This is a genomic window from Micromonospora sp. NPDC005305 (genome assembly GCF_040607315.1).
Taxonomy (GTDB): Bacteria; Actinomycetota; Actinomycetes; order Mycobacteriales; family Micromonosporaceae; genus Micromonospora.
Window position 1 is genome coordinate 1 of the sequence record NZ_JBEXGL010000020.1, and the last position, 24112, is coordinate 24112.

Here is a 24112-nt window from a genome sequence, read left to right on the forward strand (position 1 = left end):
CGACCCCGACCCGGCCGTCGCCGACGGCGCTCCGGAGGGCCCCGAACGGGGTACGCGGACGCCGGACGCCGCCGCCGACCGGGTGCCCCGGGTGCCGGCCCAGCCCGGCCCGGCATCGACCGAGGTGCCCGCCGGCTGAGGCGAACCCGGCTTCACGTGCGCCGACGGTGGGTGCGACGCCGCCGGGGGGCCGGGGAGGTGTTACCGTGGAATCCCGTGGATCGCGTGATCACTTGGCTGATCGGCACGGCGGTTCGCACGACCGCTACGGACGACACGGGAGCAGGCCTTGGCCCCTTCAGCACGGACGACCAGGCACATTTTCGTCACCGGGGGCGTCGCCTCCTCGCTGGGTAAGGGCCTCACCGCCTCCAGCCTCGGCAACCTGCTCACCGCGCGCGGGTTGCGCGTGGTGATGCAGAAGCTCGACCCGTACCTCAACGTCGACCCCGGGACGATGAACCCGTTCCAGCACGGCGAGGTCTTCGTCACCGAGGACGGGGCCGAGACCGACCTCGACGTCGGCCACTACGAGCGTTTCCTCGACCGAAACCTGTCCGGCAAGGCGAACGTCACCACCGGGCAGATCTACTCGGCGGTGATCGCCAAGGAGCGGCGCGGCGAATACCTGGGCGACACCGTCCAGGTCATCCCGCACATCACCAACGAGATCAAGGCGCGGATCCTCGGCATGGCCGACCCGGACGCCGACGGCCACGTCCCCGACGTGGTGATCACCGAGGTCGGCGGCACGGTGGGCGACATCGAGTCGCTGCCGTTCCTGGAGGCGATCCGCCAGGTCCGCCACGACCTGGGCCGGGACAACTGCTTCTACCTGCACGTGTCGCTGGTGCCCTACCTGGCCCCGTCGGGTGAGCTGAAGACCAAGCCCACCCAGCACTCGGTGGCGCAGCTGCGCAGCATCGGCATCCAGCCGGACGCCCTGGTGCTGCGCTGCGACCGGGAGATCCCGGACAAGGTCAAGGAGAAGCTCTCGCTCTACTGCGACGTCGACCGGGAGGCGGTCACCGCCGCCCCGGACGCGCCGAGCATCTACGACATCCCCAAGGTGCTGCACCGGGAGGGCCTCGACGCGTACGTGGTGCGCCGGCTCGGTCTCTCCTTCCGGGACGTGGACTGGACCCGCTGGGACGACCTGCTCGACCGGGTGCACCAGCCCCGCCACACGGTGACCGTCGCGCTGGTCGGCAAGTACGTCGACCTGCCCGACGCGTACCTGTCGGTGAGCGAGGCGATCCGGGCCGCCGGCTTCGGCCACCGGGCCCGGGTGCAGCTGCGCTGGGTGCCCAGCGACGACTGCGTGACCCCGGCCGGCGCGGCGGCGGCCCTGGCCGGCGTCGACGGCATCGTGATCCCCGGCGGCTTCGGCGTCCGCGGCATCGAGGGCAAGATCGGCACCGCCCGGTACGCCCGGGAGAACGGCATCCCGCTGCTCGGCCTCTGCCTCGGCCTGCAGTGCATGACCATCGAGGTGGCCCGCCACCTGGCCCACCTCGACGGGGCGAACTCGCTGGAGTTCGACGAGGAGGCCACCCACCCGGTCATCGCCACGATGGCCGACCAGGAGGACATCGTCGCCGGCAAGGGCGACCTGGGCGGCACCATGCGGCTCGGCGCGTACCCGGCGAAGCTGGCCGAGGGCTCGCTGGTCGCCGAGGCGTACGGCAGCACCGAGGTCAGCGAGCGGCACCGGCACCGGTACGAGGTGAACAACGCCTACCGCGACCAGCTCACCAAGGCCGGCCTGACCATCTCCGGCACCTCGCCGGACGGCCGGCTGGTCGAGTTCGTCGAGCTGGACCGGGACCTGCACCCGTTCTTCGTGGCCACCCAGGCGCACCCCGAGCTGAAGAGCCGGCCGACCCGGCCGCACCCGCTCTTCGCGGCGTTCGTGAAGGCCGCCGTGGCGTACTCCGAGGCCGGCCAGCTCCCGGTCGACCTGGACGCCCCGGCGGAGGCCGCGGCGGCGCGGAAGGCGGGCCGCAACGGCGGCGCCGCGGCGGCGAAGGCGGCGTCCGCCTCGTGAGCGCGGTGGAGCACCGGTACGAGGTGGCCGGGCACCGGGAGATCTGGTCCGGCCGGATCTTCTCGGTGGTCAGCGACGACGTCACCATGCCCGGCGGGGGCACGGCGACCCGCGACTACGTGACGCACGTCGGCGCGGTGGCCGTGGTGGCCCTCGACGACGCCGGCCAGGTGGTGCTGATCCGGCAGTACCGGCACCCGGTGGGCCGGCACCTGTGGGAGCTGCCCGCCGGGCTGATGGACGTCCGGGGCGAGGACCTGGCCACCGCGGCGGCCCGGGAGCTGGCCGAGGAGGCCGACCTCACCGCGGGCAGCATCGACGTCCTGGTCGACCTGCACAGCTCGCCCGGGTTCAGCAACGAGGTGGTCCGGGTCTTCCTGGCCCGCGACCTGGCCGATGTGCCCGCCGAGCAGCGCCACGACCGGCGTGACGAGGAGGCCGACCTCCAGGTGGTCCGGGTCGACCTCGACGAGGCGGTCCGGATGGTGCTGGCCGGCGAGATCACCAACGCCTCCTGCGTGGCCGGGCTGCTCGCCGCGGCCCGCGCCCGGGAGACCGGCTTCGCCGAGCTGCGCCGCCCGGAGGCGCCGCTGCCCCGCTGACCGGGGTCAGACGACGAAGGGGCCGCGCGGTGCGAACACCGCGCGGCCCCTTCGTGCTGTGGCGACGGTCAGTCGCGCAGCGGGCGGCCCTGCCCGTCGACGCCACCGTTGACCAGGATCAGGATGCCGTCGATGGTGCCCCAGAGGGCGCCGAAGCCGCAGGTCACGACGCTCACGACGAGCTGGAGCACGCCGGTCTTGGTGTCACCCATGTAGAAGCGCCCGGCACCGAAGAAGCCGAGCAGGATGCCCAGGATGCCCGCGACGACCTTGCTCTTGTCCGAGACGCCCTGCGGGTACTGCTGGTAAGGAGGAGTGGTCATGAGCGGACACCCTAGTGATCGACAGCGCTCCTGTCCGCACCGCCGCCCCGTCGGTGGAAGGATATTTACCGAAGATTGTCCTGACGGCTGAGGCGGTCTCCACCGCACAGCCCGATCGATGCCTGACACACCGTCAGCACGACCGGGCACCGGATGTCACTGTGTTGGCCTCCGTGGGGTTCCCACGCGCCTAGACTGCCGCCGGGCGGGACCGGTGGACCGTGTCGGCAAAGGGGCCGTCGCGGCGCCGCGCAGTCGGGGGTGAGCGTCCCCGAGGAAGGTGTCTGCATCGTGAAGGTCGGAATCCCACGCGAGGTCAAGAACCACGAGTACCGCGTGGCGATCACGCCCGCGGGCGTCAACGAGTTCACCCGCCACGGCCACGAGGTCTTCGTCGAGTCCGGCGCGGGCGTCGGCTCCAGCATCACCGACGACGAGTTCGCCGCCGCCGGCGCCAAGATCCTGGCCACCGCCGACGAGGTCTGGGACACCGCCGAGCTGGTGCTCAAGGTGAAGGAGCCGATCGCCGAGGAGTACCACCGGATGCGCGAGGGGCAGGTGCTCTTCACCTACCTGCACCTGGCCGCCTCGAAGGACTGCACCGACGCGCTGCTGGACCGGAAGGTCACCGGAATCGCCTACGAGACCGTCGAGCTGCCCGACCGCTCGCTGCCGCTGCTCGCCCCGATGTCCGAGGTGGCCGGCCGGCTCGCCCCGCAGGTGGGCGCCTTCTACATGATGCGCACCGGCGGCGGCCGGGGCGTGCTGCCCGGCGGCGTCTCCGGCGTGTACGCGGCCAAGACCGTGGTCATCGGCGCCGGCGTCTCCGGCCTGAACGCCGCCGCCATCGCGCTGGGCCTGCAGTCCGAGGTGCTGCTGCTGGACAAGAACGTCGCCCGGCTGCGCCAGGCCGACGCCATCTACCGGGGCCACCTGCAGACCGTCGCCTCCAACGCGTACGAGATCGAGCGGGCCGTGGTCGACGCCGACCTGGTCATCGGCGCGGTGCTGGTGCCCGGCGCGAAGGCGCCGAAGCTCATCTCCAACGAGCTGGTCTCCCGGATGAAGCCGGGCAGCGTGCTCGTCGACATCGCCATCGACCAGGGCGGCTGCTTCGAGGACTCGCGTCCGACCACGCACGCCGACCCGGTCTACAAGGTCCACGACTCGATCTTCTACTGCGTGGCGAACATGCCGGGCGCGGTGCCGAACACCAGCACCTACGCGCTGACCAACGTCACCCTGCCGTACGCCCTCGAACTGGCCAACCAGGGCTGGCGCGGCGCGCTGCGCAACGACCCGGCGCTCGCCCTCGGCCTGAACACCCATGCCGGCCAGGTCGTCTACGGCCCGGTCGCCGAGGCGCACGGCATGGACGCGCTGCCGCTGGCCGAGGTGCTCGCCTGAGGGACGACAGCCTGACCGCGACGACGGAGGGGGCCGGTGCGGGCGTCGAGCCCGCGCCGGCCCTGCGCCGTGCCGTCCGGGGCTACCTGGACCACCTCACCGTCGAGCGGGGACTGTCCGCGAACACCCTCGCCTCGTACCGCCGGGACCTGGACCGCTACCTGTCCACCCTGGCCGCCGCCGGGGTGACCGACCTGGCCGCTGTCGGCCCGGCCGACATCGAGGCGCACCTGGCCCGGCTGCGCGGCGGCGACGCCGACCACCCGCCGCTCGCCGTCTCCTCCGCCGCCCGCGCGGCCAGCGCCGTGCGCGGCCTGCACCGCTTCGCGCTGCGCGAGGGGATGGCCGGCGCCGACCCCGGCCGCGACGTCCGCCCACCCGCCCCGCCGCGCCGGCTGCCCCGCGCGCTGCCGGTCGACGGCGTCGTGCGGCTGCTGGAGGCCGCCGGCCCGGTCACCGCCACCGGCGAGGCCGCGCCCCGCGCCCTGCGCGACCGGGCGCTGCTGGAATTCCTGTACGGCACCGGCGCGCGCATCTCCGAGGCGATCGGCGCCGCCGTCGACGACCTCGACCTCGACGCCGGGACCGTGCTGCTGCACGGCAAGGGCGGGAAGACCCGGCTCGTGCCGGTCGGCGGGTACGCGGCCGAGGCGCTGCGCGCCTGGCTGGTCCGGGGCCGCCCGGCGCTGCTGGCCGCGGGCCGGGGCACCGCGGCGGTGTTCGTCAACGCCCGCGGCGGACCGCTCACCCGGCAGGGCGCCTGGACCGTGCTGCGCGCCGCGGCCGAACGGGCCGGCCTGCCGGTCGACGGGCCCGAGGCGGTCTCCCCGCACACCCTGCGCCACTCGTACGCCACCCACCTGCTCGACGGCGGCGCCGACGTGCGGGTGGTGCAGGAACTGCTGGGCCACGCCTCGGTGACCACCACCCAGGTGTACACGTTGGTCACCGTGGAACGGCTGCGCGAGGTCTACGCCACCGCCCACCCACGCGCCCACGGCTGAGCGCGAGGAGTGCGCCGGGGTTGCGAGCCCCTGCGCCGGGGTTGCGAGCCCCGCAGTCGCGCACGAACCGGCGTCCCGGCTGACCGCTGCCCGACACGCCGACCCGCTACCGAACGCGCTGCTGGCACGTGGCGTACAGTCGGCTTCGGCGCGGGCCTCCAGGGGTGACGGACCGGGGGTGCGCAGCGGCGCCGCGAGGGACGTCGGACGGCTCCGACGCCGGGTGGTCGTCGGGAGGGGGCAACGAGGACATGGCAGGAAACGGTGACCGTGCCGAGACCTGGACGTCGGAGCTCCGCGAGCAGCAGGCGACGCTGGGCGCCGACCTCGGCCCCGCCGACCCGGCCGCCTACACCATGCGCAAGCCGATCCCCGAGCCGATGCCGACCGACCGGCACGGCCCGGCGCGGATCATCGCGATGGCCAACCAGAAGGGTGGCGTCGGCAAGACCACGACCACCATCAACCTGGGCGCCGCCCTCGCCGAATACGGCCGCAAGGTGCTGCTCGTCGACTTCGACCCGCAGGGCGCCCTCTCCGTGGGCCTCGGCGTCAACCCGCACAACCTCGACCTGTCGGTCTACAACCTGCTCATGCAGGACGACGTCACCGCCGAGGACGTGCTCATCAAGACCGACGTGGCCGGCCTGCACCTGCTGCCCGCCAACATCGACCTCTCCGCCGCCGAGATCCAGCTGGTCAACGAGGTCGCCCGCGAGATGGCCCTGGCCCGGGTGCTCCGCACGATCCGCAAGGAGTACGACTTCATCCTGATCGACTGCCAGCCCTCCCTGGGCCTGCTGGCGATCAACGCGCTGACCGTGGCGCACGGCGTGCTCATCCCGCTGGAGTGCGAGTTCTTCAGCCTGCGCGGTGTCGCGCTGCTGCTGGACACCATCGACAAGGTGCGCGAGCGGCTCAACTTCGACCTGGAGCTCGAAGGCATCCTCGCCACCATGTACGACAGTCGCACCACCCACTGCCGCCAAGTGCTCCAGCGCGTGGTGGAGGCGTTCGGCGACAAGGTCTACCAGACGGTGATCACCAAGACCGTCAAGTTCCCCGAGTCGACGGTGGCCGGCGCCCCGATCACCACCCTCGACCCGGCCTCCTCGGGCGCGCGCAACTACCGGCAGCTCGCTCGCGAGGTGATCGCCGCCCAGGCGGAGCGGTAGGCCGCACGCCCGGTGACCCGGTCGTGGACTACGGTTTGCCGGTGACCGCACCGCCCCTCGACCCGCCGCACGGCGGCGCCGACCCGGTGGCCGCCGCCGAGCTGGCCGCCGAGGTCGACGGCGTGGTGCCCGCCGACCCGGCCACCGTCGAGGAGACCACCGGCTTCACCGTCCGGCTGGACAACTTCACCGGCCCGTTCGACCTGCTGCTCCAGCTCATCAGCAGGCACAAGCTGGACGTCACCGAGGTGGCCCTGCACAAGGTCACCGACGAGTTCATCGCGTACCTGCGGGCCATGGGCGACCAGTGGGACCTCGACGAAACCAGCGAATTCCTGCTGGTCGCCGCCACGCTGCTGGACCTGAAGGCGGCCCGGCTGCTGCCCGCCGCCGAGGTGGAGGACGAGGAGGACCTGGCCCTCCTGGAGGCCCGGGACCTGCTGTTCGCCCGGCTGTTGCAGTACAAGGCGTACAAGGAGGCGGCGGCGCACATCGCCGAGCTGGAGTCGGTCGGCGGGCGCCGCTACCCGAGGGCCGTCACCCTCGAACCCCGGTACGCCGAGGCGCTGCCCGACCTGGTGCTCGGCATCGGCCCGGAACGGCTGCTCAAGCTCGCGCTCAGGGCCATGACCCCGAAGCCGGTGCCCGAGGTGTCCATCGCGCACGTGCACATGGTCCGGGTCAGCGTGCGGGAACACGCCGAGATCCTCTCCGAGCGGCTGCGCCGCGCCGGCACCGCCAGCTTCTCGCTGCTCTGCGCCGACAGCGAGATCACCCTGGAGGTGGTGGCGCGCTTCCTGGCGCTGCTGGAGCTCTACCGGCAGGGGCTCGTGGCCTTCGTCCAGGAGCAGGCGCTGGAGGAGCTGACCGTGCGCTGGACCGGCTCCGCCGACGGCGACACCGAACTGACCATCGACGAGTACGCCGGCTCCCCGGAGCCCGCGACACCGTCCGCACCGGCGGACGAGTCCCCGCCGACACCGGCCGCGACGGCGGACGACGGCCCGTCGACGCAGGCCGCGGCGGCGGACGACGCCGCGCCGACACAGGAGTGACCCGATGAGCGACGAGGAATCCCGCGACTCGCTGGCCGACCAGGCAGCCGCCTGGGTCCCCCCGTGGGAGCGGCCGACCCCGCCGAAGCCCGCCACCAGCGAGACCCCAGCCGAGCCGGAGCAGTCCACGGCGTCGTCCGCCGAGCCCGAGCCGCCCGTTGCGGCGTCCGCCGGGCCGGAGCCGTCCGTGGCGGCGTCCGCCGGGCCGGAGGCGTCCGCCGGACGGGAGCCCGCGCCGGCGTCGCCGTCCGCCGGCGCCGAGCCGGAGATCTTGGAGACTTACCGTTCGGCTCGAACGGAAACTGTCCAAGATCCCGTGGGGGAGAGCGCGGCGGAGCCGGAGGTGGCGTCGGGAACGGGCGAGCCGGCCGCGGTGCCCCCGAGCGCCGACGAGACGATCGGCCCCGACGGGTTCGCCCATGCCGACGCCCTGCCCAGCGGGTTCGGGGACGGCCTGCCCGCGGTGCCCGACGCCCTGGCCGGTGGGCTCGGTCACCCCGAAGTCCGACCCGGCGAGCCCGAGGGGGAGCGCGGCGCGGGCGGCGTACCCGGAAAGCGGGGACGGCGGCGGCCGGAGCCGGAGCCCGCGCCGGTGCTGGACGACGCCGAGCTGCGCGGCGCGCTGGAGGCGATCCTGCTGGTGGTGGACCAGCCGGTCAGCGAGCTGACCCTGGCCCAGGTCCTCGAACAGTCCCCGGAGCGGATCGGCCCGATGCTGGACGAGATCGCGGCCGGCTACACCGCCGCCGGGCACGGCTTCGAGCTGCGCCGGGCCGCGGGTGGCTGGCGTCTCTACACCCGCCCGGAATACGCGACCTACGTCGAGCGGTTCGTATTGGAGGGCCAGACGGTCCGGCTGACCCAGGCCGCTCTGGAGACGCTCGCGGTGATCGCCTACAAGCAGCCGGTGACCCGGTCGCGGATCTCCGCCATCCGGGGCGTCAACTGCGACGGCGTGATCCGTACGCTGGTGACCCGCGGCCTGGTCGAGGAGTGCGGCACCGAAGCGGACAGCGGTGCGTTCCTCTACCGGACCACCACGATGTTCCTGGAGAAGCTGGGGCTGAACTCGGTGGACGACCTGCCGCCCCTGGCCCCCTTCCTGCCCGACGACGTAGAAGAGCTTGCCGATGCGACGCGATGACCGTGCCCCTAAACCCGACGCCCCCGTCTACGAGGGCGCCGAGCGCCTGCAGAAGGTGCTCGCCGCCGCGGGGGTGGGATCGCGGCGCGCCTGCGAGGACCTGATCTTCCGGCGCCGGGTCACCGTCAACGGGCGGGTGGCCCAGCTCGGCGACAAGGCGGACCCGACGCGCGACGTCATCCACGTCGACGGCGAGCGGCTCCAGGCCGACGTCCGCCTGGTCTACGTGGCCATGAACAAGCCGCGCGGGGTGGTCACCACCATGGCCGACGAGAAGGGCCGCACCGAGCTCGCCGACTTCATCGGCGCGCGGCTGGAGCAGCGGGTCTACCACGTCGGGCGGCTCGACGCCGACAGCGAGGGCCTGCTCCTGCTCACCAACGACGGCACCCTCGCCCACAAGCTCATGCACCCGTCGTACGAGGTGCTCAAGACCTACCTCGCCGAGGTGGCCGGGCCGATCCCGCGCAACCTGGGCAAGCGGCTGACGGCCGGCGTCGAGCTGGAGGACGGGCCGGTGAAGGTCGACTCCTTCAAGGTGGTGGGCACCCTGGGCAAAACCGCCCAGGTGGAGCTGACCCTGCACGAGGGGCGCAAGCACATCGTTCGGCGCCTGATGGCCGAGGTGGGACACCCGGTGTCCCGGCTGATCCGTACCTCGATCGGTCCGATCAAGCTCGGCGACCTGCGCACCGGGCGGCTGCGCCGGCTGACCAACGCGGAGGTCGCCGCCCTGTTCAAGGCCGTGGGTGACTGACCCCGTCGTTCGGGGTACGGCTCCCGGTAGGCTTCGACGCGGCCCGCGGCGCCATCGCGCGCGGCCGACCCGCGCGGCGCGGGATGATTGACGAGGAAACACAACCGCTCAACGGCGCCGGAGACACCGGCGACCCGCGAGGTACGGGCTGAGGAGGACAACGGTGGAGGAAAACGTACGGGCCGGGCGCTGCGTGGTCGCTGTGGACGGGCCGTCCGGTTCGGGTAAGTCCACCGTGTCGCGGCGGCTCGCGGTCAGCCTCGGGGCCCGCTACCTCGACACCGGCGCCATGTACCGGGCACTCACCTGGGCGGTGCTGCGCTCCGGCGTCGACCTGGCCGACACCGAGTCGGTGGCCAAGGTCGCCGGCGAGGTCGACCTGCGCATCGGCACCGACCCCCAGGGGTACGGCGTGACCGTCGACGGCGTCGACGTGGCGAAGGAGATCCGCGGTCCCGAGGTGACCGGGGCGGTCTCCGCCGTGGCCGCCGTGGGCGCGGTACGCGAGCTGCTGGTCGCCCGGCAGCGACAGGTGATCGCCGACGCCGGCCGGATCGTGGTCGAGGGCCGTGACATCGGCTCCGTCGTGGCGCCCGACGCCGACCTGAAGGTCTACCTGACCGCCTCTGAGGCGGCCCGCGCCCAGCGGCGCAGCGCCGAGGACGCCGTCGACGTCGCGGCGACCGCCGCCGACCTGGCCCGTCGCGACAAGCTGGACTCGACCCGCAAGGTCAACCCGCTCCAGCAGGCCCCCGACGCGGTCGTGCTGGACACCACCGAGCTGGGCATCGACGAGGTCGTCGCCCGGCTGCACGCGCTGCTCACCGATCGGGGTGTGGCATGAGCGAGGATTTCGGCGGTTGGGTGGAGCTGCGCGAGCCGGAGCTCGAGCCCGGTGAGCCGACCGGCCCGCAGCCGGTGGTGGCCGTCGTCGGCCGCCCCAACGTGGGCAAGTCGACCCTGGTCAACCGCATCATCGGCCGTCGCCAGGCGGTCGTCGAGGACATCCCCGGGGTGACCCGGGACCGGGTGCCGTACGACGCGCAGTGGAACGGCCGGCAGTTCACCGTGGTGGACACCGGCGGCTGGGAGCCGGACGCCAAGGACCGGGCCGCGGCCATCGCTGCCCAGGCCGAGACGGCCGTCGTCACCGCCGACGTGGTGCTCTTCGTGGTCGACGCCGTGGTCGGCTCGACCGACGTGGACGAGGCCGCCGTGAAGATGCTGCGGCGCAGCGCCAAGCCGGTGATCCTGGTGGCCAACAAGGCCGACAACACCGCCATCGAGATGGAGGCGACCGCGCTCTGGTCGCTCGGCCTCGGTGAGCCGTTCCCGGTCTCCGCGCTGCACGGCCGTGGCTCCGGCGACCTGCTCGACGCCATCATGGCGGCACTGCCCGAGGCGCCGAAGATCGTGGAGAACCGCCCGCGCGGCCCGCGTCGCGTCGCCCTGGTCGGCCGCCCCAACGTCGGCAAGTCCAGCCTGCTCAACCGCTTCTCCGGAGAGGAGCGCGCGGTGGTCGACGCGGTCGCCGGCACCACCGTCGACCCGGTGGACAGCCTCGTGGAGATCGGCGGGGAGACCTGGCAGTTGGTCGACACCGCCGGCCTGCGCAAGCGGGTGGGCAAGGCCAGCGGCACCGAGTACTACGCCAGCCTGCGCACCGCCGCAGCGATCGAGGCGGCCGAGGTGGCCGTGGTGCTGCTCGACTCCAGCGAGGTGATCAGCGAGCAGGACCAGCGCATCCTCACCATGGTGGTGGAGGCCGGCCGGGCCCTGGTCATCGCGTTCAACAAGTGGGACCTGGTCGACGGGGACCGCCGCTACTACCTCGACAAGGAGATCGACCGGGAGCTGCGCCGCATCCCCTGGGCCATCCGGCTGAACCTGTCGGCCAAGACCGGTCGGGCCGTCGACAAGCTCGCCCCGGCGCTGCACAAGGCCCTGGCCAGCTGGGAGACCCGGATCCCGACCGCCCAGCTCAACCAGTGGCTCACCGCGCTGGTCCAGGCCACCCCGCACCCGGTGCGCGGCGGCCGGGCCCCGCGCATCCTCTTCGCCACCCAGGCCGGCGTGGCCCCGCCGCGCTTCGTGCTCTTCACCACCGGCCCGCTCGACGCCGGCTACCAGCGGTTCGTGGAGCGCAAGCTCCGCGAGGAGTTCGGCTTCGAGGGCAGCCCGATCGACATCTCGGTCCGCCCGCGCAAGAAGCTCGGCCCGGGGGGCCGGGGCAAGGCCCACGGCTGACGCCGCCTACGAGAAGCCGCCGGGGGTCCCATCCCCGGCGGCTTCTTCCTAGGACGCCCTAGGGGAAGTGGCCTCCAGCACCGGTGGGGCCTGTGCGCGGGTCGGAAGATCTTGCGCTAAGCTGTACCGGCTGCCGCGGGGAACGCCGCGCGGGGGCATCGGGACGTGGCGCAGTTTGGTAGCGCACTTGACTGGGGGTCAAGGGGTCGTCGGTTCGAATCCGGCCGTCCCGACGCAGTTCAGAGGCCATTCGGGATCTCCCGGATGGCCTTTTCTGATCTTGTACAGCAGCGAAGTACAGCAACAGCCTATTGATCGAGGCTCTGACCGAGCTTCCGCAGGGCCTCCCGGGTCGCCTTCGATGAGACCTGGCCAGGCCTCTTCACTGAAGAGGTTGCGGCGCACGAAACAGGCCCTTGTCTAGTCCCACCACATGCTTGACGAATCCGTCCCAGCTGATGCTTAACGTTCGGTCTAGGAAATATTGGTTCTGATCGTGCCGGCGGCTACTCGTAGACGGTGGCCATGACGAGGGCTTCGGCGAAGAGCTTCCAGCTGGGTGGGTCGGGGAAGGTCTCACCGAAGTTGCGGTAGAGCTGCGGGAGAGCGTTGAGGGATCGTGACAGGGCTTCGAGGAAGCTCTCCAGTGTCGCGTTCTCCCACTCGCCCGGGTGCGCTTCGAGGTCGGCGAGCATCTCGTCGACGATGCGTGCGACGTCCGCGAGAGAGGCGACTCGGTCGAGGTCACTGGTCTCGGCGTGCCGGCCGCTGCCGTAGGGGCTTCTCATCGGAGCATCGTGCCTTCCTTGGGCTCTGTGTGCGTCTTGCGGGGTCGGCTCGCCTTCAGGTTGCGGACCGGCTGGTCGGTGGTGCGCCGGACGATGCGGGTGCCGTCGTCGCAGGCGATGGCCAGCTCGGTGTCGGTGACGTGGATGGTGACGGTCTTGCCGGCGTGGACCCGGCCGAGGGCGACTTTCTGCCCGACCACCATGACCACTCCGCTGTTGGAGGCCCGTCGCTGGACCTGCACCGGTCCGGTCGCAGGTTGGGGCGGTGGTCCGGCGGGTCGCGTGCCTCGCAGCCGGGCTACCTCGGCAGGGGTGAGCGGGTTGGGTCGGGTGCGCAGCAGCTGACGCGTGTCGAGGTCAAAGAAGCTCAGCGTCTTGTCCTCGATGCGGATGCCGACGCGTCGGCCGCCGGGGATTTCGGCGGCCAGGACGATGTGCTGCCCGAGCGACACGTGTCCGCCGCGGCTGATGGTCCGGTCGACCTCGACCGCCTCACCTGGTGGCGCCGGCGGCAAAGGTGGTTCACCAGCTGGCCGACCGCCCTGTGTGAGCAGGCCGGCGAGGTCGGCGGCGGACAGGTGGGAGCGCACCGACTTGATGCGGGCGCCGGCGATCAGGAGGTGGATGACGTCCGTGTCGGCCCAGAATGTCACCGTCACGCCGGAGCGGGCGGGGCCGAGCCAGAACTGCTTGCCCGCGACCTGAAGATTCCCCGAGGGTGGCACCACCCGGTCGAACCCGACCGCCCCCGACACCTGCAGGGGAACCGGAAGGGCAGCCGGAGGAGAGGCGAGGGCTTGGTCGACGGGCTGGGTGAGCCGGGCAGGCAGCTTCACCGGCACCACCTGCTCCGCCGCCAGTGCGGGGGTGAACCGGTCCGCGGGGAAAGCCATGTCCAGGGACTGGTGCGGCCGGTCGGTGTTGTATTCGTGCCGGAAGACGTCGATGGCGGCCTGGACGGTTTCCAGGTCTGGCCAGACCGCCACGTCGTCCAGAAGCTCCCGGCGCAGGGTCTGGTGGAACCGTTCCACCTTCCCGGTCGTGGTCGGGGAGGCGGGCTGGGTGAGCCGGTGGATGATGCCGTTCTCCCGGCAGATCCGGTCGAACATCACCTCGCCGCCCTTGCCGAACCGATCGGTGAACTGCTTGCCGTTGAGTTCCTAAGCGATGTCAAGTCCCGTTAGGCCGCTGCGGCTGGGTTTGTCGTAGCGTGGTTGGTGGACGGGCCGGTTGATGGAGCGCATCGCGACTCCTTGCTTCGCCGGCCCGTTCCGTGTGTGGTGGTGCGGCGTTGGGCGCGCAGTTCCTTCGGGATGGTGTACCGCTCGGCGATGATGGCGCGGGCCTGTTCCTTGGTGACGGGGGTGCCGTCGACGTCGCGCAGGATGTAGGGCTGTCCGGCCCGCCAGCAGGGGATGATCCGGGTGAGCAGGGTCGTGGCGATGTGGCACAGCGCTGAGTTGTGATGCTTGCCGGCGTCGACCATTAGTCGGTGGTACTTCGCGGCCAGGGTGGGGTCGATGCGGCGGGCTTGGCCGGCGGCCATGAACAGCGCTTGACGCAGCACGGCGTCTCCGCGTTTGGTGGGTCCGCCGTGCCGTCCGGTCAGCCCGGAGGCATTGAGGCTGGGGACCAGTCCGGTGAATGCCCGGACTCCGGCGAGGGAGGTGAACCGGTTCGGATCGCCGAGCCGGCCCAGGATCGCGGCGGCGGTGATGTGGGCGACGCCGGGGGCGGAGGTGAGGATGGCTTGCGGGTCGGCCTGGTTGAGCAGCAGCGCGGTCCGTTCGTCGAGGTCCTTGATCTCCTCGGCCAGCTGCAGCGCTAGGCGGGCCTCGATGGCGATGTCCTCGGCCAGGTCGGGGTAGTCCAGCTCGCCGCCGGCCCACAGCTCGAGCGTCTCGGCGGCGGCGGCCAGGATGGCGTCGGCCATCGGTTCGCCCCAGGCGCCGCGGGAGTGCCGGTAGCAGAACCTGGCCAACCGGGTCCGGCCGAGGCGGCGCACCACGTGCGGGTCGGCGTATCCTGCGGCGAGGAACTTCAACACCGTCCGACTGCCCAGGTCGGCGCCGATCGCGGCGTGCCAGGCAGGGCCGAGGAGCTCCAGCTGGGCGTCCAGTCGGGCCAGGCTCTGCGTTCGGCGGTGGGTCAAGGTCGAGTGCAGCTTGGCGGCGCGCTTTAACGCGTCACCGGGGCCGAGCCCGGGCTCGGCGTGCAGTCCGTCGGGATGCAGCATCGGCAGCCGGGCCAGCAGCCGGGAGTCCAGCCGGTCGGACTTGGCGTGCTTGGCGTAGTAGTTGCGCAGGTCCGCCGACCGCTCCGGCGGCACCAGCACGACCCTAGCGCCGCGACGGCGGAACCACGCGGCCAACGGCACCCACGCGTTGCGGGTCGGCTCCATCACCACCAGCACGTCAACCGGCTCGGTGCCGGCAGGCAGCATCGCCCACAACCGGGCCAGGTCGGATGGCGTGGTGCGGAACCGCCGACCGGCCCAGACGAATCGCCCCTGCTCATCGGCCAGGCTCGCCTGATGCGCGGCTCGGCACGCGATATCGATCCCCAAGCGGACTGGCACCACGACACTCCTCTCGATCGACTGGCTGATTCAGCACCCGAGCTGCCAGCTGCCGACGAGAACGACCTGCACCAGACATTCGCTAACAGAGATCCACCCACCCGGGAGTGGTCATCAGGTTCCTAACAGGGCGGCCGTCCTCCGGCAGTAGCCCCGCCCGTCAACGTGGTCAACAGGCAAGGAGTCGCTTCGCGCTCCGATCGGTCAAGCAACGACGACGGGCGGGTGCCGGACCCCAAGATCCTCACACCGCCGGCCGGACGATCCAGGGACCTTGAGGGCGACACCTAGCTTGAATGTCTGTGAGGACTTCCTCGGGCACCCCGAACCGCTGCAACCCGTCCGCGAGGGCCAAACAGACCGCCCGGCCGGTGGCCCGCCTGACGACCTGAGCGATGACGCAGAACCGGGAATGGTCATCCACCCCGGTGACGACTTTGGCCTCGGTGCCGTCGGCGAGCATGATCCCGCCGACGATGTCCATCTGCCATAACTCCATGGGCCGGGACCGCTGCCAGCGCACATAGTCCTTTCGTCCCCGACGGCGCTTGGCCGGTTCGATCAGGCCCTGGCGGACCAGGATCCGATACACCGTCATCCGCGACGGCACCGGATCCGGGCAGCCATGCCGGCCCAACTCGAACGCGATCCGTCGAGAGCCCTACCGCGGATGATGCCGGCGCAGCTCACACACCAACGCCTCCACCTCCGCCGACGCCTGATGCGCACAACCCAGCGGCCGCCGAGACCGGTCCTCCAAACCGGCGAGACCCACCTCGGCATACCGGGCCAGCCAGGAATGAATCGTCTGCCGGGACACCCCAATCCGGGCCGCCACCTCAACCACCGATTCGCCGGCCTGCACGGCGAGGACCGCCCGATACCGCTGCTCAACGATCGACAACTCCACCAGCGCAATCCCGGCCTCCCCAGCCCGCGATGACCGCAACCATCACGCGATGAAGAGAGCCGATATCGATCATGTCAAGCATCTGGTGGGACGCGAGTGTCAAGCATGTCCCGTGACGGGACACACGAAACAGGCCCTGGTGTGTGAGAACTTTCTGTACGGGATCAAGGCGGCCCGCTTCGCAGGCCGCGCGCGCCGCCGAACCTGGGCCGGGCCGATGGCCCGCCGCCGCGCCTCTGGCCCTTCGGCCGCCAGCGCGACGGTGATAGCCCGCCGGCAGCGCGACAATACGAAGAAGCCCCGGGCCGCCCATGGTCGATGGCAGTTCCGGGGCTTCAAGTCGGTCGAGACGAGGCGGTGCCTCCGGCGGGGCGCTCGGGCGCTCTGGGATGGTGGCGCCATCCCGACAACCTTCGTCCGGGCTGAGCCGAGCAGGTGGGGCCTGCCCGGTCAAGGTCGTTCAGACAGTGGTGTGCTCCACCTTGGCCGGGCAGGCCCCACCCACTCCACGGGTGTGCGGACGAAGGCCGACGGGATGGCTTAGGGGGCGGACCGTGGACGGACTTCCGGCTATCGTTCACTGCCATGCTTCCTTCGAGTAACGACGCTTGGCCGACTGACGAGGATCTGCGGGCTGCGTACGCGCGCTTCGCGGCACGCATCCCCGGGTATGTGCAGCCAACCGCGTACACGTTGGCGCGCAGGGGGCCGGACGGGCTCACGGTCGGACACCTGAATGGGCCGGGCGGCGAGCACAAACTGCCAGCGGCCGTTCTGGCTCTGGTATGTGGCTACGTCAACGAGACAGGCATCTTCCGGCTCAGCCGCGACCAGGTGGCCGAAGCGGTCGAACTATTGGCACCGGCCGAAGCCGCCATCCACTGGGAACATCCGAATCTCTGGTCATGGCGCAGATTACTCACCGCTGTCGAGCCCGGCAGTTCCTTTCTTGCCTACTTTGTAGCTCCCGGACGTGGGTGATCAGGGAATGAGCCTCATCACTCGGCTCGCCCTCGTTGGCGACCACCTCGACGCCGGATCACACGCGCCAGTCACCCGCGCGATCACTGGGTTGACGGCAACCGAGGGAATGAAGATCGACGCGACATGGATCCCGACGACAGAGGTCGACAACACGCTCGACGACTTCGACGGGGTCTGGCTCACCGGCAGCCCATACGAGAGTGAGGCGGGGGTCATCGCGGCCGCGGGTGCCGCCCGCCGGGCCGGCATCCCCCTCCTGGGAACCTGCGGCGGCTTGCAGCTGGCCGTCATCGAGTTCGCCACGCAGGTAGCCGATCTGGCCGAAGAAGACGTCCTGGTCCCGCTCTCCTGTTCACTGGGCGGCAACGAGTGCGTTGTCCTCGCGACGAGCGGCTCACTCTTCGAGCGAGCACTGGGCGCGACGCGAACCAGGGAGTACTACCACTGCTCCTACGGCCTCAACCCGGTCACCGCACAAGTGCTGACCGACCATGGGATGCGGTTCACCGGAGTCGACGACGAAGGCATCGTACGAGTCGCCGAACTACCAGAACATCCGTTCTTCCTCGGCACCCTCTTCCAACCAGAACTCACCACTGGCGCCGAACCTCACCCGATCATTCGGGCGTGGGCCACTGCCGCCAGTAATCGGGCCCGCATGAGGGCAGACCTGTAACGCGGCTCTGCCTACCCGTGGTGCCTCATGGCGACATCGTGGACGTCGGCGCGATAGCTACGGAGCAAGTACAGCAACAAGTACAGCAACTGACGGCACCAAGCGGGACCACGGTGACCACCTTCAGACCGTCGACCAGCCGCGCGAGCCGTACCGAGCCGGGTTGCCAATCTCTGGGGGTCAAGGGGTCGTCGGTTCGAATCCGGCCGTCCCGACGCAGGTCAGAGGCCATTCGGATTCTCCGGATGGCCTTTTCTGATCTTGCACAGCAGCGAAGTGCAACAACGACTCACTGATCAAGGCGGCCCGCCTCGCGGGCCGCTCGCGCCGCCGACCAAGGGCCGACCCAGAGGGTCGCCGCCCGGGGACCCCGCCGCCCAGCGCGAGCGCCGGCGGCACCCCGGCGGTTTTGGCCCCGTCGGCGGCGCGACATACGAGGAAGCCCCGGGTCGCCATGGTGGATGGCAGTTCCGGGGCTTCTAAGGTCGAGACACAGGCAACTGCCTCCGGCGGGGCGCTCGGGCGCTCTGGGATGGTCGGCGCCATCCCGCAACCTCCGTCCGGGCGGAGCCGGGCAGGCCCCACCCACTCCACGAGTGCGGACGAAGGCTGACGGGATGGCTGGAGGCGTTGAGTTGCTGCGGGGCGGGGACTTCTGCCGTTGAAGGACGATGAGTTTTTTCATCGTGACGGTGCAGGTCGCGGCAGGTGGAACCCTGGCGCGCCAGTGCCGCGGCGCCCGCCGCGTCGGCTGCGAAAATCGCTGTCCGGTTGTCGGAGCACACTGGTAGAAAGCCGGAGTGCAAGAGCTTTTGACGTTCTCTGATCAACTGCGGCTCATTGACGAACGGTCGACCGCCTTCCGCGCCGCGGTCGCCGCGGCGCACAGCCTCGACATGCAGGTTCCGACCCATCCCGAGCGGACGCTGTTCGATCTCGTGCAACACGTGGGCATGGGCCGCCGCAAAGCAGCCGCCGTCGTCGCCGCAGGGCCTGCAGACGCGCCTCCGGAGAAGTCGGCTTGGGAGGACGGCATGGGGGCGCCTCGGGAACGCGAGGCACTGCTGGCCTGGTGGACCGAGTCCATCGAGCAACTGACGAGCGCGCTGCGTGAGGCCGGCCCGGACCGCGGTTGTTGGACGTGGTGGGATGACTCGCCGTCACCGCAAACCTCTGGTGCCTGGGCGCGGCGACAGGTCCCCGAGATCGCGGTGCACACCTACGACGCCCAGCTCACCGTGGGTGCCCCGCAGCCGCTACCAGACGAGGTCGCCCTCGACGGTTTCGACGACTGTCAGTTCACCCTCTGCGCAACGACGGTCGCCTGGCCACACCAACCCGCCGTCGTCGATTACCACGCCACCGAGGGCCGCTCCTGGCGCCTCCGGCTGTCCCGCGACGGGGCACGGGTCGCCCGCCTCGGCGAGCCCGCTGCCGGCGAGGCCCCGGACACGGCCGACGCCTCCGCCCGGGGCACGGCCAGTGACCTAGTCCTGATGTTCTACGGCCGCATACCGCTGGATTCCCTGAAGCTCGAAGGCGACCGTCGCATCTTCGATCAGCTCATCGCCTGGGACCCGTCCGTATAACAACGATCCCTTTCTATCCTCCCCAGGCCTCTTGCTCAACCCCCGACACCTTCCGACGGGAATGGGCAATGCCACTTCTCCGGTTCGCCGTCGTCCGTCTTTCGCCAGGCTTGGCCGGACGAGTCGATACGCAGGTCATAGGCCATTCGGGATTCTCCGGATGGCCTTGTCTGATCTTGCACAGGGGTTCATTGATCAAGGCGCTCGGCACGGCGCGGGCCGGGGCGCGGCAAACGAATCCCTGTGGAGCCGCCGCGGGCCCTGCGAGGTCCGGGGCTGCTCCGCTCGCCGTCGGATGGCAAGCTCGTGTCCCGTGATCGATGATTTCGCCAAGGACTATCCGCACGGCCAGCTCAGGTCGATACGTCAGGCGCTGATCTGGAAGCTCGGTGGGGACGCCGTGAGAAATCAGCATCTCGTGGGGGTTCGCCCGTGAGGGCGGTCATCGTCGCGGCCGCCGTCGCGTTCATCATCTCCCTGTTCGGCACGCCGCTGGCGGTTCGCGTCTTCACCGCGCTCAAGGCCGGCCAGCCGATCCGATCCATCGGGCTCGCCAGCAACCAGGGCAAGAAGGGTACGCCCACGATGGGCGGCGTCGTCTTCATCGTGGCGACCGTCTTCGCCTACGTCGCCGGGCATCTCGCCCTGACCACCCTGCCCGAGCGGCAGATCGCGCAGGAGGGGCCGACCATGACGGCCCTGGTGCTGCTCGGGCTGTTCGTCTTCTGCGGCGCGGTCGGCTTCTTCGACGACTTCCTCAAGGTGCGCCGGCGCAACTCCGACGGACTGTCCGCCAAAGGCAAGCTGCTCGGCCAGGCGATCGTCGGCGGCGGGTTCGGCATCGCCGCGCTCTACGTGCCGAGCACCAACGGCCAGACCGTGGCCAGCGAGCACATCTCGCTCATCCGCGACATCAGCTGGCTGGACGTCGGCAAGGTCGGCGCGGTCATGGTCTTCGTCTTCGTGATCATGGCCATGTCGAACGGCGTGAACCTCACCGACGGCCTCGACGGCCTGGCCACCGGCGCGTCGATCCTGGTGCTCGGCGCGTACGCGCTGATCGGCTTCTGGCAGTACCGGCACTGGTGCGCCGACGACGCGTACGCCCGCGTGAACGACTACTGCTACCAGGTACGGGATCCCCTGGAGATCGCCATGATCGCGGCGGCGGCGGCCGCCGCCTGCGTGGGCTTCCTGTGGTGGAACACGTCCCCGGCGCGGATCTTCATGGGTGACGTGGGCTCGCTCGGGCTCGGCGGCCTGATCGGCGGGCTCGCGGTGACAACCCGCACCACGCTGCTTTCGATCATGATCGGCGGGCTCTTCGTCATCATCACGACGACCTGGGTGATCCAGATCGTCTCGTTCCGGACCACCGGCAGACGTGTCTTCCGGATGGTGCCGTTGCACCACCACTTCGAGTTGGCCGGCTGGAGCGAGGTCAATATCGTGGTGCGGTTCTGGATCGTGGCTGGCGTCTGCGTGGCGGTCGGCCTGGGCGTGTTCTACTCGGATTTCTTGGCGGTCGTTGGATAGAGCCACGCGATAAGCCTGTGTCGTGCCACCGACGGTGATCCGCGCGCGCCGGCGCTGCGGACGTATGGCAGACCAGGGCCGATTCTCAGATCATCCTCAAGAAATCCCGCTCCGTCGGCCGCTGGCGGCACGGCTGGGGTGTGCTGTCGCCACCGCGTCATCCCCCCTGTTCTGGAGCTTCTATGAGAGACAGACGGACGACCATCCTCTCCGTCCTGCTCGCCGCGACCCTCGCGGCGACATTTGCGCCCACGCCCCACGCGTCCGCCGCCGGCCTCGGCGAGAAGCGCTTCGAGCCGAGTGTCACCTACGACCTGTCGGTGACCGACGCCGAGCGCGACGCGATCCACGCCGAAGTCGAGGCGCTGGCTGGACGCGTCAGCAGCGCGCGGGCGGGGGACGGCACCTACGACCCGCTCACTCTGGTCGGGGCGATGCTGGACGGGTCGAGCTACGACTCCATCTCCCGAGGCGGCACGGCCGCGACGGCGTACCCCTTCCCGGTCAGCAACACCGAAGCCAACCAGAACGAGTACGACCGCAAGGTCGCCAAGCTCGCCTGGGTGGTCAAGCTGGCCACCGACCTGGGATTCCCGGTGGTCGTCCAACGCCAGCCCGACAAGTACGTCTACGCGGAGATCGGTGACCCGGACGCCCCGGAGATGGTCATGGCGTTGAGCCACCTCGACTCGCCGACGGCTTCCGTTTCGCCGGCCCAGCTGGCGCGCTGGCGGGACGCCGACGGCAACCTCGGCACTCCTGGTGCGTACCACTCGCCCTATGTCCAGGACGGCTGGGTCTACGGCGCGGGCATTCAGGACGACAGCGGCCCGACGCTGGCGACGCTGCTCGCGGCCAAGGCGCTGCTCAAGGCGGGGCTGCCCCTCGACCGACGCATCCGCATCGTCATGGGCATCTACGAAGACGGCGGTCCCGGCACGCCCTCGACGACGAACACCGCCACCTTCCAGTCCATCCCGTACAACTCGAACCCGAGCTTCTACGACAACTGGGCCTACAAGAACCTCAACCGGGAAGAGATCCCGATCGCGGCCTACACCTCGGACTCGCGGTTCCCGGTCATCGTCGGCAACTCCGGATCGGTGACCCCGTCGGTGTCGATGAGCTTGTCCGCAGACAGCACCAAGGCCTTCCGGTTGACGGCTGCCACCGCCGGCGTCACCCTGCGCGAAGGCGACCCGACGCTCAAGGACATCGCCTACGGCAGCACCACGCAGATCGCCTCGCGGGCCACTTTCACCCTCGACGTGGCGGGGGCCGGCTCCGCCGAGCGCGACCGGTTCGTGGCGGCGATCATCGCCGCCGCGACCACGAAGGGTTGGCTCCCGGCTGCTCCCCGCACCACGCCCAAGGTGCAGACCACGATCACCGGCGACTCGCTCACGCTGGAGATCAACACCGACGTGGCGATGGAGATGCCGACCCCGCAGTATGGCAAGAACGCCGTCGTGTGGGGAATGTTCCTCCTCTCCCAGGGGCTCGGCGCAGTGGGAATCACGGCCGCCGACCTGCAACTGAAGAAGGCCGCCGACGGCGTCACCGACCTGTTCTTCCGCGACGGTGTCGAAGGCGAGGCCTATATCGGCAAGTACATGGGCATCCCGGCGAGCCTGTTGCGCAACCCGAGCAACGGCACGCCGAACCTCACCTTCGCCCTCATGGGCGGCATCAATTCGGAGACCCCGACGAGCTTCTACACGGACGCCTCCGGCAGCCTCAGCATGCCGATGTTCGTGCGCAGCATGCACGTCACCGCGGCTGACTCCGGCCAGGCGACGGCGGCAGTCACGGCCGCCTTCCAGGCGAAGGGGTTTACCATCGGCAACCTCGGCTCGCCCGTCGGCGCCGGGTTGTACGTCACTCACGACAACCCGCTGACGGCTCTTCAGTTCGGGAGCTACCAAGCCTCGATCGACCGCAACCCGGGGGAGTTCGCGGATCCGTATTCCCTCCGGGACGTGGTCTATCCGCAGGGCACGACCGGCGGCACCCTGGCCAGCAGCTTCCGCAACAAGATGACCGCCTTCGGCGCCGTCATCCCGGGTAACGAGCGCTGGTGGCACACGGCAAACGAGCGGATGAAGGTCGACTCGGCCGTGCAGATGACCAAGATCATGGCCGATGGCATGCTGGAGATGGCCCGGTACTCCGGGCCCGCCGGTGCCAAGCTCATGTGGGCCGACATCCCGGGGCTGAACGCCGACCGGGCGGACCTCGACCTGCTCGACGTCACGATCGGCACCTACAAGGACGCGTCGGCCGCTGTCGGCACGAGCCAGCTGGGCAGCCAGGCACTCCTCGGCGCCACCTCGTTCAACATCCCGATGTGGAACGGGCGCGGCAACTCGACCCCGACGGCGTCGGCTTTCGCACTGGGGCACGCCCCGGGAGGGGTCTACCTTCCCCTGACCGACCCCGAGTACCAGAACTCCACGTACGTGGCGCCGATGCGTCTCGAGTTCAAGGTGGAGCGCCCCGACCACATGTCGGACGCGGCCTGGGCGAAGTTCGTCGCCGGCGGCTACGGCGACTTCCAGTTCAACATTCTCGTCGGCGACAAGGTTGTGCCGCTGGCCGTTCCTGCGGGGCAGAGTACGGACAAGTACTTCTCCTCACGCATCTCGGCCAACAACCCCGACGCCATCTACCTGTCGGTCAACCTCGCGATCAGCGATGCACCGTACACCGGGGTGAAGGCCATGCTCGCGGACTCCAAGACGGACCTGTACAAGGTCAATCCGACGTACCTGGCCTCGAACCCGGATCCGTTCCCCGGGCGCGGGGCCGTCGAACAGCGGGGCTTCTTCGTGTTCGGTGACGGGCAGAAGAACGCGGAGTTCTCTTCACCCGACGCGGTCTACGTGACAGTCGCCAACGCGGTCGTCGATGCGAAGCCGTCGGCCGTGGTGAAGAAGCTGAAGGGCAACACGAACGAGTTGACCATCACGGTGAAGCAGACGCATGTCGACGGCAGCGAGTCTCCGGTGACGGCCACGTTCACCATCAACAACAACGCTGCGGGCACCTACACCGTCGGCGACTACCAGGTGTACGTCGAAACCAAGGGCAACACCCAGGTGCGGTCGATCTCCATCGTGTGACCCGTGTGGAAATTCAGCCCGCGCGGCCTCTGGGGTGCGAGGCGCACTGACAACGGAGTGGAGCCATTGCCATCGGTGGTGGTTCCACTCCGTTGTGCGCCATTCGAAAGCATCCGGACGGCCTCCTCTGATGTCGTACGCCCGTCCCGTGCCCGCCTTCGTGCGGTG

General features: G+C 70.3%; 19 protein-coding genes, 1 tRNA gene and 2 pseudogenes. 17 read left to right on the forward strand and 5 right to left on the reverse strand.

The genetic code is table 11. The annotated features are described in order from the left end of the window. The first annotated feature begins 289 nt into the window (after window positions 1–289). Both ABZS80_RS26100 and ABZS80_RS26105 read left to right on the forward strand, forming a co-directional pair. Entirely contained in the window at window positions 290–2047 is a 1758-nt protein-coding gene (locus tag ABZS80_RS26100; RefSeq protein WP_355059842.1) for a CTP synthase, read from the forward strand. After that, the gene (locus ABZS80_RS26105; protein WP_355059844.1) at window positions 2044–2649 is read left to right on the forward strand and encodes an NUDIX hydrolase; all 606 of its coding nucleotides are present in this window, start codon (window positions 2044–2046) and stop codon (window positions 2647–2649) included. Before ABZS80_RS26100 ends, ABZS80_RS26105 begins: the two co-directional genes overlap by 4 nt. A gap of 68 nt (window positions 2650–2717) precedes the next feature. Here the strand turns inward: ABZS80_RS26105 and ABZS80_RS26110 are convergent, their stop codons facing one another. Then, window positions 2718–3035, reverse strand: coding sequence for a TM2 domain-containing protein (locus ABZS80_RS26110; protein WP_151463436.1), 318 nt, complete (start codon window positions 3033–3035; stop codon window positions 2718–2720). A 228-nt stretch (window positions 3036–3263) separates the two neighbouring features. Between ABZS80_RS26110 and ald the strand changes: the two genes are divergently transcribed. The 9 genes from ald to ABZS80_RS26155 all read left to right on the forward strand — a co-directional run bounded on the left by ald (window position 3264) and on the right by ABZS80_RS26155 (window position 11994). Next, window positions 3264–4379 (forward strand): alanine dehydrogenase, encoded by a 1116-nt coding sequence (ald, locus tag ABZS80_RS26115; RefSeq protein WP_313721694.1) that lies wholly within the window; start codon window positions 3264–3266, stop codon window positions 4377–4379. Window positions 4380–4390: 11 nt separating this feature from the next. Next, window positions 4391–5383 carry a site-specific tyrosine recombinase XerD gene (locus ABZS80_RS26120; protein WP_355059986.1) on the forward strand — a complete coding sequence of 331 codons (993 nt, stop codon included), beginning with the start codon at window positions 4391–4393 and terminating at the stop codon, window positions 5381–5383. 251 nt (window positions 5384–5634) lie between these two features. Continuing rightward, a complete protein-coding gene (locus tag ABZS80_RS26125; protein ID WP_091266519.1) occupies window positions 5635–6558 on the forward strand; it encodes an AAA family ATPase in 924 nt (307 codons plus the stop codon). A 41-nt stretch (window positions 6559–6599) separates the two neighbouring features. Continuing rightward, complete coding sequence (locus ABZS80_RS26130) at window positions 6600–7613, forward strand: ScpA family protein (RefSeq protein WP_355059846.1); 1014 nt, start codon at window positions 6600–6602, stop codon at window positions 7611–7613. A gap of 4 nt (window positions 7614–7617) precedes the next feature. Further along, window positions 7618–8757: an SMC-Scp complex subunit ScpB gene (gene scpB, locus ABZS80_RS26135; RefSeq protein WP_355059848.1), complete on the forward strand. Its 1140-nt coding sequence runs from the start codon at window positions 7618–7620 to the stop codon at window positions 8755–8757. Further along, entirely contained in the window at window positions 8744–9514 is a 771-nt protein-coding gene (locus ABZS80_RS26140) for a pseudouridine synthase (RefSeq protein WP_151463431.1), read from the forward strand. Before scpB ends, ABZS80_RS26140 begins: the two co-directional genes overlap by 14 nt. A 163-nt stretch (window positions 9515–9677) precedes the next feature. Then, on the forward strand, window positions 9678–10358 hold the full coding sequence (gene cmk / locus ABZS80_RS26145) for a (d)CMP kinase (protein WP_355059850.1): 681 nt from the start codon (window positions 9678–9680) through the stop codon (window positions 10356–10358). Continuing rightward, window positions 10355–11761: a ribosome biogenesis GTPase Der gene (gene der, locus ABZS80_RS26150; protein WP_151463433.1), complete on the forward strand. Its 1407-nt coding sequence runs from the start codon at window positions 10355–10357 to the stop codon at window positions 11759–11761. The genes cmk and der overlap by 4 nt, the downstream gene beginning before the upstream one ends. A gap of 159 nt (window positions 11762–11920) precedes the next feature. Continuing rightward, a tRNA-Pro gene (locus ABZS80_RS26155) sits at window positions 11921–11994 on the forward strand. Between the two features lie 273 nt (window positions 11995–12267). Here ABZS80_RS26155 and ABZS80_RS26160 read toward each other — a convergent pair. From ABZS80_RS26160 to ABZS80_RS26175, 4 genes and pseudogenes are all read right to left on the reverse strand, one after another. Next, the gene (locus tag ABZS80_RS26160; protein ID WP_355059852.1) at window positions 12268–12549 is read right to left on the reverse strand and encodes a hypothetical protein; all 282 of its coding nucleotides are present in this window, start codon (window positions 12547–12549) and stop codon (window positions 12268–12270) included. 851 nt (window positions 12550–13400) lie between these two features. Then, window positions 13401–13703, reverse strand: a pseudogene (locus ABZS80_RS26165) (integrase core domain-containing protein); the annotation flags it as partial. Between the two features lie 26 nt (window positions 13704–13729). Further along, entirely contained in the window at window positions 13730–15130 is a 1401-nt protein-coding gene (locus tag ABZS80_RS26170) for an IS110 family transposase (protein ID WP_355059854.1), read from the reverse strand. A 295-nt stretch (window positions 15131–15425) separates the two neighbouring features. Next, window positions 15426–16031 (reverse strand): annotated as a pseudogene (locus ABZS80_RS26175) (helix-turn-helix domain-containing protein); the annotation flags it as partial. A gap of 591 nt (window positions 16032–16622) precedes the next feature. On the opposite strand from ABZS80_RS26175, the gene ABZS80_RS26180 reads away from it, so the two are divergent. From ABZS80_RS26180 to ABZS80_RS26205, 6 genes are all read left to right on the forward strand, one after another. Next, window positions 16623–17018, forward strand: coding sequence for a hypothetical protein (locus ABZS80_RS26180; protein WP_355059856.1), 396 nt, complete (start codon window positions 16623–16625; stop codon window positions 17016–17018). Between the two features lie 7 nt (window positions 17019–17025). Further along, a complete protein-coding gene (locus tag ABZS80_RS26185) occupies window positions 17026–17697 on the forward strand; it encodes a hypothetical protein (protein ID WP_355059858.1) in 672 nt (223 codons plus the stop codon). A gap of 800 nt (window positions 17698–18497) precedes the next feature. Further along, window positions 18498–19286 carry a maleylpyruvate isomerase family mycothiol-dependent enzyme gene (locus tag ABZS80_RS26190; RefSeq protein ID WP_355059861.1) on the forward strand — a complete coding sequence of 263 codons (789 nt, stop codon included), beginning with the start codon at window positions 18498–18500 and terminating at the stop codon, window positions 19284–19286. 313 nt (window positions 19287–19599) lie between these two features. After that, window positions 19600–19722, forward strand: coding sequence for a hypothetical protein (locus tag ABZS80_RS26195; RefSeq protein WP_355059862.1), 123 nt, complete (start codon window positions 19600–19602; stop codon window positions 19720–19722). Continuing rightward, window positions 19719–20822, forward strand: coding sequence for a phospho-N-acetylmuramoyl-pentapeptide-transferase (mraY, locus tag ABZS80_RS26200; protein ID WP_355059864.1), 1104 nt, complete (start codon window positions 19719–19721; stop codon window positions 20820–20822). Before ABZS80_RS26195 ends, mraY begins: the two co-directional genes overlap by 4 nt. 320 nt (window positions 20823–21142) lie before the next feature. Next, the gene (locus ABZS80_RS26205) at window positions 21143–23944 is read left to right on the forward strand and encodes a M20/M25/M40 family metallo-hydrolase (RefSeq protein ID WP_355059866.1); all 2802 of its coding nucleotides are present in this window, start codon (window positions 21143–21145) and stop codon (window positions 23942–23944) included. The last annotated feature ends 168 nt before the right edge of the window (window positions 23945–24112 follow it).